This window comes from Lysinibacillus sp. NPDC056220 (assembly GCF_049315265.1).
Lineage (GTDB): Bacteria > Bacillota > Bacilli > Bacillales_A > Planococcaceae > Lysinibacillus > Lysinibacillus pinottii.
Genome location: NZ_JBMOXD010000007.1, coordinates 30,894 through 43,551, shown reverse-complemented (window position 1 = coordinate 43,551; position 12,658 = coordinate 30,894). Strand labels below are relative to the sequence as shown.

Annotated in this window: 12 protein-coding genes; 9 read left to right on the top strand and 3 right to left on the bottom strand. The window is 38.5% G+C overall.

Annotated features, from left to right (window positions below; all coding sequences use genetic code 11):
- Complete coding sequence (locus ACOZBY_RS18280; protein WP_012292300.1) at positions 1–624, bottom strand: hypothetical protein; 624 nt, start codon at positions 622–624, stop codon at positions 1–3.
- Positions 625–903: 279 nt separating this feature from the next.
- Here ACOZBY_RS18280 and ACOZBY_RS18275 point away from each other — a divergent pair, with 279 nt between their 5' ends.
- The 8 genes from ACOZBY_RS18275 (at position 904) to ACOZBY_RS18240 (ending at position 8,898) form a co-directional block, all read left to right on the top strand.
- Positions 904–1,353: an SACOL1771 family peroxiredoxin gene (locus ACOZBY_RS18275; protein WP_281486915.1), complete on the top strand. Its 450-nt coding sequence runs from the start codon at positions 904–906 to the stop codon at positions 1,351–1,353.
- Between the two features lie 140 nt (positions 1,354–1,493).
- Positions 1,494–2,129, top strand: a complete 636-nt coding sequence (locus ACOZBY_RS18270; protein WP_012292302.1) for a sugar transferase — start codon at positions 1,494–1,496, stop codon at positions 2,127–2,129.
- A gap of 10 nt (positions 2,130–2,139) precedes the next feature.
- Entirely contained in the window at positions 2,140–3,270 is a 1,131-nt protein-coding gene (locus tag ACOZBY_RS18265; RefSeq protein WP_031417731.1) for a glycosyltransferase family 4 protein, read from the top strand.
- 1 nt (position 3,271) lies between these two features.
- Complete coding sequence (locus tag ACOZBY_RS18260) at positions 3,272–4,945, top strand: GNAT family N-acetyltransferase (protein ID WP_198695056.1); 1,674 nt, start codon at positions 3,272–3,274, stop codon at positions 4,943–4,945.
- A 22-nt stretch (positions 4,946–4,967) separates the two neighbouring features.
- A complete protein-coding gene (locus tag ACOZBY_RS18255; protein ID WP_036217878.1) occupies positions 4,968–5,672 on the top strand; it encodes a hypothetical protein in 705 nt (234 codons plus the stop codon).
- A 4-nt stretch (positions 5,673–5,676) separates the two neighbouring features.
- Positions 5,677–6,669, top strand: coding sequence for a polysaccharide deacetylase family protein (locus ACOZBY_RS18250; RefSeq protein WP_012292306.1), 993 nt, complete (start codon positions 5,677–5,679; stop codon positions 6,667–6,669).
- Positions 6,670–6,909: 240 nt separating this feature from the next.
- Entirely contained in the window at positions 6,910–7,902 is a 993-nt protein-coding gene (locus ACOZBY_RS18245; RefSeq protein ID WP_031417726.1) for an agmatinase family protein, read from the top strand.
- Between the two features lie 108 nt (positions 7,903–8,010).
- A complete protein-coding gene (locus ACOZBY_RS18240) occupies positions 8,011–8,898 on the top strand; it encodes a 5'-3' exonuclease (protein WP_171821103.1) in 888 nt (295 codons plus the stop codon).
- A gap of 90 nt (positions 8,899–8,988) precedes the next feature.
- Here the strand turns inward: ACOZBY_RS18240 and ACOZBY_RS18235 are convergent, their stop codons facing one another.
- Both ACOZBY_RS18235 and ACOZBY_RS18230 read right to left on the bottom strand, forming a co-directional pair.
- Complete coding sequence (locus tag ACOZBY_RS18235; RefSeq protein ID WP_036160547.1) at positions 8,989–9,492, bottom strand: C39 family peptidase; 504 nt, start codon at positions 9,490–9,492, stop codon at positions 8,989–8,991.
- 59 nt (positions 9,493–9,551) lie between these two features.
- Positions 9,552–9,869 (bottom strand): thioredoxin family protein, encoded by a 318-nt coding sequence (locus ACOZBY_RS18230; protein ID WP_031417721.1) that lies wholly within the window; start codon positions 9,867–9,869, stop codon positions 9,552–9,554.
- A gap of 376 nt (positions 9,870–10,245) precedes the next feature.
- On the opposite strand from ACOZBY_RS18230, the gene ACOZBY_RS18225 reads away from it, so the two are divergent.
- On the top strand, positions 10,246–12,630 hold the full coding sequence (locus ACOZBY_RS18225; protein ID WP_281486916.1) for a 3-hydroxyacyl-CoA dehydrogenase/enoyl-CoA hydratase family protein: 2,385 nt from the start codon (positions 10,246–10,248) through the stop codon (positions 12,628–12,630).
- Positions 12,631–12,658 lie beyond the last annotated feature (28 nt).

Here is a 12,658-nt window from a genome sequence, read left to right as displayed (position 1 = left end):
TTAAAAATGGATACCAGGTTTATCGATTAGCTTACAACCTGTCCCGTATTTTGCTTTTAAGGCACCTTTGAATTGAGTTTGCTCTACCTCAGGGAATGTTTGTTTCCAAAGTTCAAAGACATTATGACTGGAAGCCTTTCCGTCCTTTGTAAGTCGTGCAATATGGAAGCCATATTCGTCATTACAACGAGCTAATGGACGATTTTCACGTACAGTAATAATGCGACCACTTACTGTCATTTTATATAGGTCTTCATAGCCTGCTATAGCACGGCTTTCTTCGGTTTCATCAACGACTGCTACTTCTGCTACTTCTGCTGCTACAGCTTTCTCTTCTAACGTTGCTTCGTTTTCAGATGTTTGCGTTTCAGCAACGTTATTTTGAGTTGGAAGCTGTTCTACAATGACAAAATCCTTATTGGATGCTTTGTCACTCATCGTTGCCATAACATTCATAATAGAACCAACATAACGTAATGGCTTCTCTTTTCCTTCCTCAAAAACAAAAATATTATAATCGGTTTTATTCATCTTTTTCATAATAATATTACCTGTTGTAATAGTAAAACCGATAAACTTGTTCTTTTTAAGTGCCTGTATTGCTTCTTGCTTTGTTAAAATCATTTTAAAATCTCCTAATGAATTATTTATTCTATTCTACCATAAAATTTATCACATTGTTTTTTGTAAAATAATAGTTAGTTTTTATGTAGTAAAGTAAAATATTCCTATTTTAGAACTTAACGCTTATTTCGAGCATACCGTTAAAATGTGGTAGAGTTAGAGACAGCAGTATCATAAAATGGTGGCGTTACGTATCTCTTATCATAATTGGCGTTGAATGCTCGTCTTCTCGGGAGAACGAGCATTTTTCTGTCATACGTACGTAAAGGAGGATTTAAAATGGTTCAGCATAAATTTACAATGGACTTAACTTGGTCGGATGGAAGAAATGGTACTGGAACTATCAACGCTAGCAATCTGAAAACGCAAATTTCTATTCCTCAGGAGATGGATGGACCTGGCATTGGTACAAATCCGGATGAAATGTTATTAGGGGCTTCAGCGACTTGTTATTTAATTACATTAGCGACTCTTCTTGAAAGATCCGAGGTGGCTGTACATGATTTATCTCTGCAGTCTGAAGGGTATGTCAGTGTAGTAAATGGTGTGTTTACCTATGAAAAAATTATTCATAAGCCTAAAATAGTTATCTTAAATTTAACAGAGCATCTTGAAACAAAAATTACTCGCTTCGCACAAAAAGCGGAACAAACATGTATGATTAGCAAAGCATTAAAGGGTAATGTGGAAATCGAATGTGATGCCCAAATTTTAGGAGCGCGCATATAATAAGAAAAATCGAGTTATTCAGCATGTGCCGCTGGTATAACTCTTTTTTTCATCTAGACTCACTTTTCTTAAAATAGTTCTATAAATGTTCAAAATGAATATATAGTGTTAAGTAGTAAAAAAATGCAAAGGATGGTGAAGTGCACGTTTCGACAACTAAGAATCTCACATTCTATGGTCAGTATGGCAAAAGAATATTTGATATTACCGGGGCATTATTATTACTTTTTATGACAATCCCTCTAATGCTAGCTGTATTCCTCATTTTACTCTTCACAACAGGTCGCCCCATTTTTTTTAAACAAATACGAACTGGCCTGGATCATCACCGCTTTGTTATTTGGAAGCTACGCACAATGTGTATACAGGCAGTTCCAATCAATATGCCAGCTATATGTACGAATGGTATCCCAGATGACTACTTTTTTAAAGTAGAGCAGGATACACGGATTACCAAAGTAGGGGCTATCCTTCGAAAGCTAAGTATTGATGAAATTCCACAGCTGTTAAATGTATTAAAAGGAGAAATGAGTATTGTGGGGCCTCGTCCGGAGGTTCCGACCATTACAAATGCCTATAACAATTTACAGGCCAGAAGACTAGAGGTAAAACCAGGTTTAACAGGTCTTGCCCAGATTAACGGCCGTTCTAATATTTCCCATGGACAAAAAATTTCATATGACATTGAATATGTTGATCATTACTCCTTTTGGATGGATGTCCAAATTGTTTTGAAAACCCTTTATGTAGTCCTAGCAAGAACGGGTGCCTATTAAATTACGGGGAGTGGCCATACTGAAAATTGTTCAGCTTATTACACGAATGGATAAAATCGGTGGAGCACAAAAGCATGTGGAGGCATTAGCCATCCAACTCAAGCAAGATGGGCATGAAGTAACTGTCGTGACTGGCTCCTACCAGCCATCCCTTTGGCGCTTACAAGAGGAAAAAATTACGGTTATCCGTATTCCCGCTATGCAACGTGCAATTCATCTAGCAAAGGATTTCCGCACATTTTGGCAATTAAGAGCCGTTATCAAACGTTTACACCCTGATGTGGTAGCCACACATTCATCTAAGGCTGGTGTGATAGGTCGTATAGTGGGTAGTTTACTGCACATCCCAACAGTTTTTACTGCACATAGTTGGAGCTTTACAGAAGGTGTTCCTCAAAGGAAACAGATGCTTTACTATCGAATGGAAAAATCGGTTCAGCGATTCTCCACAAAAATTATAACGGTATCTGATTATGATCGGGAGCTAGCACTCATGAAAAAAGTTGCTCCAGCTCATAAACTGCTTACTATTCATAATGGTATTGCTCCAATAGACAGTAATCCTTCAACAGAAAAGACTTATACGGAGCAGCCAGTCATTGTGATGGTTGCTCGTTTTGAAGTGCCAAAAAGACAAGATCTATTGCTGGAGGCTTTAGCAGAACTGACGGATGTTCCGTGGCAACTTCAATTAGTTGGAGATGGTTCTCTACGACCTGCCCTAGAAGAGTTTGTTGCACAGCATAATTTAACAGATCGCATAATATTTTTAGGTGATCAATTAGATGTACACACCTATTTGGAGAAAAGTCATGTATTTGTTTTGTTGTCAGATTGGGAGGGGCTGCCAATCTCTATTATTGAAGCCATGCGTATAGGCCTCCCTATTGTTGCAACAAATGTGGGTGGTGTTAAAGAGTTAGTTGTGGATCATGGCAATGGTTTTTTAGTAGAGCGAGAGGATAAAGAATTATTGAAGCAGAGGCTTCGTCATTTATTATTGGATGCTACCTTAAGCCAAAAAATGGGCAATGCGAGTGAACGACGCTATTTACAGTATTTTACGTTTACCCCTATGTATCAAAAAACGTTAATGGTCTATCAACAAGCTGTTTCAGAACTCGTAAAGAAAGGAGATTAACTTGCAATTAATACGCATAAGAACAGATGATGAGCTCATGTGGTACAAGGAAATCTGGGATGGCATTTTAGAGGAAGAGGACAATGATAATCCTTTTATTGAATTTGCTTGGTTTTATAATTGGTGGCAAATAGTTGGGCGAAAAGAACGAGTAGAGCTTTTCGCTATTGAACATGAAGGAGTCATCCTAGCCTTTTTCCCCTTTACGGTGACTAGTCGATGGGGAATTAGGGTGTATTCCTTTGCGGGTGAAGGTATTGCCAATTATACAGGGGTTGTTGTCAAAAAAGAGTGGTTAATGAACACTACAACCTTTGTGTTCGATGAACTTATTAGAAAGCATCGGCACGTAATTTTTTCACTGCATGGCTTATTAGAAAGTAAAGTGTCTACTAAAGTCATTGAACAATATTTCGTGGAAAGACAGTTACGAGCAAATATTTTCCGTGTGGTCACTCCCTATCTCGCTTTTTCTGAGGTAGATTTTCTACAACATTTCCAGCAACGCCGGAAACTGCATGGGGTCGATCGGCGGGAAAGAAAGCTACGGAAGCTAGGTACAGTAACAAGGAGAGTTCCCGCACAGGACGAGCTCTGGCAAATGTTTCGATTGTTTGATCGACGATGGGCAAAAAAACTGGATACGAGTGACTTTACAAAAGGGAAGAAAAGAGACTTTTTTGAGCGCTTAACCATGCTTAATGGAGAGGCATTACAAGTAGAGGTTGATGCACTTGTCTTTGAAAATCAGTGGATTGCTTTCACATATGGACTTTTTTGTCGTGGACGCTATGTAACCTACGCGCTTGCCCATGAACCGACATTTAATGTATTTGGTCCCGGGCGTATAGTCAATCAGGAATCTATTCAGCGAACTTTTGCTGCTAATTATCGGCTATTTGATATGAGCATTGGCTATGAGCCTTACAAATTTGATTGGCGTACGAATATCGATTTTACTAGGCGGATGCTTGCCAGCAGTGGGACAAAGCGTGCAAAGCTAGTGACAGGTTTAATGCTGCTAAAGGAACGGTTCAAGGAATATGTAAAAAGTAATCAACGAATTGTAGACTGGAAACGCAATACACTTGGCCGTTTTCGCTATTTAGTAAAGTATGGAAAGCTCAGAGATTGGCTAGAATATGGACAACAATTCGTAGATAGGTTTATTCGTTTGAAGCACGTGGAGCTCTTTGAATTATCTCCAACAGAGGATGTGTCACCACAGCAACCTGTGGGCAACTTATTTGAGGAAATGACTATTCAGGAAGCGATGCAGCTTGATCAGGAAGAAGTCATTGCTCTCTATTATAAAGGGTACACGGTTTATAAGGATTCCTTTGCGGAGACAAATAAGCCAGCATTTGCATTACACGCGACAAATTGGCGTGTAGATTCGCTGCAAATAATAGAAGCATTACCGAAGCAAACGTATTTTTTAGCCTATGATATGTTCAAGCAGATCGAAATTATAACGGCCTATTTCAGAAAAGTCAAACCGCGACAAACATTGTGGGTAACGGCAAGCTTTTGGCAATGGAGAAAACGGAAGCGCTTAGGACAGCTAGGCTATAAACCTATTATTCGAATGAAACATTATAAAGTTGCTCGTTTTGAGCGACAACATGTACAAAAAAATACGGAGAGTGGGGGCGATGTTCATTCTGTCCATTAAAAGTAAGCGGTGGAATATTGCGATGCAACATTTTTATTTTTTAGAAAAGCCAGCCAATGTTCGAAAATCCATGAAAGTAATAGGCTATACAAATTCACTTGTACCAAGTCGAAAGCTTGTTAAAAGTGAAGCGATTCATATTGATCTCCAAGGGCATGAACTTTCATTGTATTTAGCACTTTCTGAAGGGAATCGTAAAATATTGCGACGGGCACATAAAGAATATTACCAAGTTATTTTATATAAAGAACCGTCCGTCGAAAACTTACGAGCTTTTCAGCAATTTTATAATCATTTTGCTAAAAGAAAAAAGCTTGAGGGTATTGGTAAATCACAAATGGAAACGATCATGCTTCTCAACAAACAGGGAGCATTATTATTATCTGAAATCCAAAGTATTTGTGGACAGACACTGTGCTATCGATTGGATATTGTACATGAGAATAAAGCGATGTCTTATTATGAAGCTACCTGTGCGGCGTCAGCCATATCGACACATTTAAAGAGACCTTACCGCTATGCAAATCGTTTTTTAATCTGGCATAATCTTCTTCATTTTAAGGAGCAAGGTTTTGTTTTATATGATATGGGTGAATTAACCGATAATCGAAATGTACGTGCCTTCAAACTAAGCTTTGGTGGACAAGTTGTCAATGTTTACTCAGGCTACATTACCCAATCAAAAATACGTGCACTATTACTAGGCGTGCAAAAATGGAGGAAGTAGCAACATGAATGGTGGGGGTCTCGTTATTTCATTAGATTTTGAGCTGAATTGGGGCGTCCATGATGTATTTCGATATGGACAATACAATAAAAACCTATATGGTGTACGGAAAGCCTTGCCCAGTATACTTGCGTTATTTGAGCAATATGACATTCATGCAACTTGGGCGACAGTCGGACTATTGTTTGCAGAATCAAAGGCTGAAATGGCTCATTATTTACGAGGTATCCCTGTTAAGTATGACAATATGCGCTATGCAGCACATAGCCAGCTAGCTAAAGTAGGCGAAAACGAACAAGAGGACCTCTTACATTTTGGTAAATCTTTGATAGAGGAGATTAAACGTACACCACATCAGGAAATTGGTAGCCATACCTTTTCCCATTATTACTGCTTGGAAAAAGGTCAAACAGAAGCTGCCTTTTGTGCAGACTTAGACGCGACAAAGACCATAATCGAGGGTTATATTTCGCCCATGAAGTCCATGGTTTTTCCGAGAAATCAAGTGAATAAAGACTATTTTAAAGCATGTGTAGAAGCGGGCTATGTTTGTTACAGAGGAACAGAAAATCATCCATTGTATGATGCTCAAAAGTTTACGAAAAAAGGCAGATTTTTGGGAGCGAAAAAATGGCTTGATAGCTATATTAATCTTACTGGTCATCATATGGCAACATTGGAGGAAATGCGGGACGAGCAACTGATTAATATTCGTTCAAGTGCCTTTTTAAGACCCTACTTTCGTCCATTGCACGTATTCGAGGGCTCAAAGGTAAAACGGATAAAGGAAAGTATGCTCGAAGCTGCAAAGGCCCAAGCTTTTTATCATTTATGGTGGCATCCCCATAATTTTGGGAAGAATACAGCTAAAAATTTAGCGATGCTAGAAGAGCTATTACGTTATTTTCAAGAATTACGCAGTCAATACAATTTTGAAAGCTATTCCATGTATGAGGTAGCTGAACTTTGTGAAAATATTTCCAAACAACAAAAGTAACAAACTAAAAACCTCATTGAACACTGCGCCAACTCATATGAAATTTGAAGCAAACTGATTTTTAGTTTGCTTTTTTGTGTTTCAAATTTAAAAAGAAAAGAGGAAAAAAGAAAAAAATGACGAAGATGAATGTACGAATGGTACTATATAGAAAGAGTAGGAATTGGGTAGGACATTTGAGGGACATGTGAAAAAATGTAGGTTCATTTAACTTGAATAGAAAAGATATAAAGGTGGTAGATGTATATGTTTATAGAACCGGAATGCCGATGGAAGCAAGAGAATGGATCGGCCATGCATCAGTGGATAAAGCAGCAAACAAATCCAAACCCAAATGATGTGGATATTGTCGTGTATGGGGCTCTTTTATCATATGCAGAAGAAGCATCTGGAAAAGCGCAATATCCAACTGCGTTTCGTAAAGTATGGCCAAGCTTCCAATCATATAACTTAGACGAGCAAATAAATTTACGCGCATTATCAGTCGTTGATATTGGCGATGTGGCGATTCATGAACAAGATAGAATGCTTTCTGAATCTGCCATCGAGGCTGCAGCAGAGAATTTGAGTATAGCTTTTCAAAAAAGCTTTACTTGCTTGATTGGGGGAGACCATGCCATTACCGCCTGTTCACTAAAAGGAATAAAGAATGCCTTTCCGCAGGATCGTATTGGTATCATTCAAATTGATACACATTTAGATGCAAGAAACCAAGAGGAAATTGGCTTGGCTCAAGATTCTCCTATCCATCAATTGATTGCCTCAGGCATTGTGGAAGGGAGACATATATATAATGTCGGATTGCACGGTTTTTTTAATTCACCTGAAATGATTCATTATGCTAGAGAACAGGGCATTCATATGATTACATTAAAGCAAATGCGACGTGACGGTATTCAGCTCACCATACATGAAATGTTACGTCAGCTTATGTATGAGGTTGATCGAATTTATGTTTCAGTGGATTTAGATGCACTTGATATTATGTTTGCACGAGATGTTCCAGCTGCCACACCAGGCGGTCTAACAGCCTATGAATTATTTGATATCCTCAAACTTATAGGTGAAAATGAAGGGGTTCGCCATATTGATTTTGTTTATGCAGACCCTAAGGAAGGAACGCTACGTCCAGAAACCGTTAAGATTGGTGTGACAGCATTTTTACAATGGCTAACAGGTATTCAGCTTGATCATCGCAATCGCATCTCAAATAAAGGAAAAGTGACGTTATAAGCATATTGCCGTGTATTGACAATGCCGATTGTTAAAAGTTTGCTATAATATTTCATAGGTATCAAAAATTTATATAAACTTTGCACGGTTATAGAGAGGAAATTTATGATGACAACAAAACCAAAACTACTGATTGTTGACGGTATGGCATTGTTATTCCGTTCATTTTTCGCCTCGGCTGCCATGGGCCACTTTATTCGCTTGGCGGATGGCACTCCAACGAACGGAGCACAAGGCTTTGTACGACATGTACTAACTGCACAATCTTTAATGAAGCCAACACATATGGCAGTTTGCTGGGATATGGGGGCACATACCTTCCGCAATGAGCTATTTGATGGTTATAAAGCAAATCGCCCAGCGCCACCTGAGGAAATGTTGCCTCAATTTGATATGGCAAAAAACCTATCTCTCCAAATGGGCTGGCAAAATTTTGGCGTGAAGGGCATGGAGGCTGATGATTTAATTGGTTCTATGATTGCCAAATGGCAGGACGACGCAGATATTACCGTAATTAGTGGGGATAAAGATTTACTTCAACTTTTAAGACCATCTACAGAGATTGCTTTTATGAAAAAGGGCTACACAGAATATGATATTTATACGCATGGGCGTTTTAAAGAGGAGTATAGTATTGAACCAGCGCAGTTTGCACAGGTGAAAGCCTTTATGGGAGATACGAGTGATGGTTATCCAGGCGTTAAAGGTATTGGTCCTAAGCAAGCACTCACATTAATCCAAACATATGGCTCGATTGATAGTGTGCTAGCGTCGCTCGGTGAATTAAAGCCAGGTCAACGAACAAAAATTCAAGACCAAATAGATATGCTGAAATTATCGCATGAGCTTGCAACGATTCAAACGGATGTCCCTATTGAAGCAGACCTTTCTAGCCTCGTATTACCAAATTATGAGCCACAAATATTTAAAGAGATGGAAGAGAGTGGCTACACGCTTATTGCCAAGCATGCCCGTTCTTTGTATTCCCTTATTTAATCAGTTATCGCAGAGTATAGTATTATGCTCTGCTTTTTTTATTGGTGGGAAAAGAATAGAGAACAAATAGAGGGCTATTCGATAGTTGCTCTAGTGAGGAACCATTTTTACAAAGGATAATACTTTTTCATTGTTTTGATAGAGTACCTGACGAATGATGCTATCACGATTTGATGTTCCATTGTCATGGAAAATTAACCATAGCTGATTATTTTTAATATCATAGCCAATTAGCGGTACCCAATGATAGGCGAAAGTAGAGGTTTGATCTCGCCAACGAAAACTAAAATAACGATCAAAACGCATAGCAACTGGACGCCCTGCATCAATTTCCTGCAAAGCTTCTTTTAATGAACAAGTACGAACATCCCACGATGGATATAATTGGCGTAATTTGCGAATCAATCGCCATTTGAATAAACCAATTTTTGTACTACCAAGCTGTTTATAGAGTTCATTAATTGAAGGAGCTGACCCATTCAAATAATTTAAAATAACGTGTACTGTAGTAGGACCACAAGCAGAATTACGATAGTTTGGCGCAATCGATGCATCATATTGTGATTTTCCGAGTAGTCCCAATTGTTGGCGCATAATGGTATCTCCTTTCAAAAAGAGCTGCATTTCATGAAGAAATGCAGCTCTCATTATTGTTATTGTTGAGCAGATAAAAATTCCGTTACTTGTTGAGGTGTTTTTGCATTGGCACTGTGTAAGTGAGCAAGCTTTTCACCGTTTTGGAAAATTAATAAACTTGGGATGCCCATTACATCATATTTGTCTGCGATTTCTGGAAGCTCGTCACGGTTTAGTTCATACCAATCAAATTGGTTATACTCTTCAATGATTGGGTCGATGAACATGTTCATACGTGTACAATCTGGGCACCAGCCAGCGTAAAATTTCACTAGTACTTTTTGGTCGCCATTGATTAATTCATTAAATTGTTCTGCAGTAGTAATTGTTTTCATTAAGTATTCACTCTCCTTGCTTACCATTCTACACATTTTTCCCGTAACCTGAAAGTTTTCTGTTTGACTGTGGTGATAGCTACTTATTGTCTCCTTTTAGCTCGTAAACAACAAAAAAAGATGTATATTGCGAAAATAATTCTTGAAAAAAGATTGCTAAATTAGACAAAATAATCTACACTAAAAATAGAAAAGTAGTTTTATCTTCATTCATTAGCAATCTTTTGAAACGGAGATAAACCTTAGGGCTCCTTGGTTGAATTGAGTAAATAGTCATTCAGCAGAGGGACAAAAATCCACTAAGGTACACTTGATATTTTTTTGACCAAAAAATGAATGGCTATTCATTCAATGGAAGAATAAGGGGGAATTGCTTGTGACTTATAACATTAAAAAAGCTGCTGTTCTAGGTTCTGGGGTGATGGGCTCTGGAATTGCAGCACATTTAGCTAATATCGGTATACCAACATTACTATTAGATATTGCACCGAAGGAACTAACACATGAGGAAGAGGCAAAAGGTCTTTCCTTAGAGCATCCAGCTGTAAGAAATCGTCTTGTTAATGGAGCTTTGCAAAAGTTGTTAAAGCAAAAGCCAGCACCACTTACTTCTAAGAAAAATTTATCACTACTAACGGTCGGCAACTTTGAGGATGATTTAGGGAAACTAAAAGATGTAGATTGGATTATTGAAGTTGTTGTAGAAAACTTACCTATAAAACAAAGTTTATATGAAAAAATCGATGTTATTCGTACACCTGGAACAATTATTAGTTCAAACACATCCGGGATTAGTATTAATGCAATGGCAGAAGGACGTTCAGAGGATTTTAAAAAGCATTTTCTTGGCACACACTTTTTCAACCCGCCTCGCTATTTAAAATTATTAGAGGTGATTCCAGCTGATACAACTGCACCTGAAGTAGTGAGCTTTATGAAAACATTTGGTGAAGATGTGCTTGGAAAGGGCGTTGTGCTAGCAAAGGATACACCTAATTTTATTGCTAACCGCATCGGCACTTATGGGTTACTCATCACGTTACAAGAAATGTTAAAAGGTGGTTACTCAGTTGGGGAAGTGGATTCCGTGACAGGTCCACTTATTGGTCGTCCTAAATCGGCAACTTTCCGAACGCTAGATGTTGTTGGTTTAGATACATTTATTCATGTAGCTAAAAATGTCTACGATCAAACAACAGGTGAGGAGCAGCAAGTATTTGCTGTACCAGAGTTTTTGCAAAAAATGGTCACGAACGGTTGGCTCGGGGCAAAATCAGGCCAGGGCTTCTTCATAAAGCAAGGAAAAGAGATTCATGAAATTGACCCAATGACTTTGGCGTATAGTCCTGTGAAAAAATTAAAGACACCTTCCATTGAAATGGCGAAACAAACTCGTGGATTAGCTAATAAAGTGAAGGCTTTAACATATGCAAAGGATCGTACAGGTGAATTACTATGGGGGATATTTGCTCCAACATTAATTTATTCTGCTCAGCTATACGGTGAAATTGCAGATGATATTGTGGCTATTGATAATGCGATGAAATGGGGATTCGGCTGGCAACAAGGACCATTTGAAATTTGGGATGCTATTGGCGTGAAAGAAGCTGTCGCAAAAATGGAAACAGAAGGTCGAGAAGTACCTGCCTTTGTAAAAGAGATGATAGCCAATGGGTTTGAAACTTTCTATTCCGATATAGATGGTGACTTGGCTTACTATAATGGGTCGGAGTATGTTAAAGTGCCTGTCAATGAAAAGGAAATCGATTTAAAACGATATAAGAAAAAACATGGCGTGATTAAATCCAATACAGGTGCTAGTTTAATAGACTTAGGTGATGGAATTGCATTATTAGAGTTCCATTCACAGTCGAATGCTATAGGCTTGGATATTATTCAAATGATAAACTTTGCCATCGATGAGGTAGAAGCTAATTATAAGGGCTTAGTGATAGGAAACCAGGGGAAAAACTTCTGTGTTGGTGCAAATCTAGGAATGATTTTAGTCGAAGCACAGGATGATAATATCTTTGAACTAGACTTTGTCATTAAGGCTTTCCAAGATGCGATGCAAAAAATTAAATATTCACGTAAGCCGGTTGTGGCGGCTCCGTTTGCGATGACATTAGGTGGTGGTGCAGAGGTTTGCTTACCTGCTGCACATATCCAGGCAACGATGGAAACATATATGGGCTTAGTAGAAGTAGGCGTTGGATTAATTCCAGGTGGCGGAGGGAATAAAGCGCTTTATCAAAAATTCCTAAAGGGTCTACCAAATGGTGTAGAAATAGACTATCAACATATTGCAAATAAAGTATTTGAAACAATTGCCATGGCGAAAGTTTCAACATCTGGTGAGGAAGCACGTGAAAATAACTTCTTAAACTTCGCAGATGGAATTTCTGTTAACCCAGACCATCAATTATATGACGCGAAACAAGCGGCTTTAGCACTTTATGAAGCAGGCTATCAACCACCTGTCCCAACAAAAGTTCCTGTGGTGGGTGCATCAGGCTACGGTACATTACTCATTGGTGCGCAAGGTATGTATGAGTCAGGCTTTATCAGTAAGCATGATTTGAAAATTGCTAAAAAGCTAGCTTATGTGATTGCGGGTGGTAAGGTTCCATATGGCACATTAGTAGATGAACAGTATCTATTAAACTTAGAGCGTGAGGCATTCCTTAGCCTTGTTGCTGATCCACTTTCACAGCAAAGAATGCAACATATGCTGTTAAAGGGGAAACCACTTCGTAACTAATGGACGAAATAGACAAAACTTGCACATG

What these genes read in the sequence shown, in the direction of transcription:
- ACOZBY_RS18280 (WP_012292300.1), bottom strand. Translation starts at nt 624, where the DNA reads ATGATTTTAACAAAGCAAGAAGCAATACAGGCACTTAAAAAGAACAAG.
- ACOZBY_RS18275 (WP_281486915.1), top strand. Translation starts at nt 904, where the DNA reads ATGGTTCAGCATAAATTTACAATGGACTTAACTTGGTCGGATGGAAGA.
- ACOZBY_RS18255 (WP_036217878.1), top strand. Translation starts at nt 4,968, where the DNA reads ATGCAACATTTTTATTTTTTAGAAAAGCCAGCCAATGTTCGAAAATCC.
- ACOZBY_RS18250 (WP_012292306.1), top strand. Translation starts at nt 5,677, where the DNA reads ATGAATGGTGGGGGTCTCGTTATTTCATTAGATTTTGAGCTGAATTGG.
- ACOZBY_RS18245 (WP_031417726.1), top strand. Translation starts at nt 6,910, where the DNA reads ATGTATATGTTTATAGAACCGGAATGCCGATGGAAGCAAGAGAATGGA.
- ACOZBY_RS18240 (WP_171821103.1), top strand. Translation starts at nt 8,011, where the DNA reads ATGACAACAAAACCAAAACTACTGATTGTTGACGGTATGGCATTGTTA.
- ACOZBY_RS18235 (WP_036160547.1), bottom strand. Translation starts at nt 9,492, where the DNA reads ATGCGCCAACAATTGGGACTACTCGGAAAATCACAATATGATGCATCG.
- ACOZBY_RS18230 (WP_031417721.1), bottom strand. Translation starts at nt 9,869, where the DNA reads ATGAAAACAATTACTACTGCAGAACAATTTAATGAATTAATCAATGGC.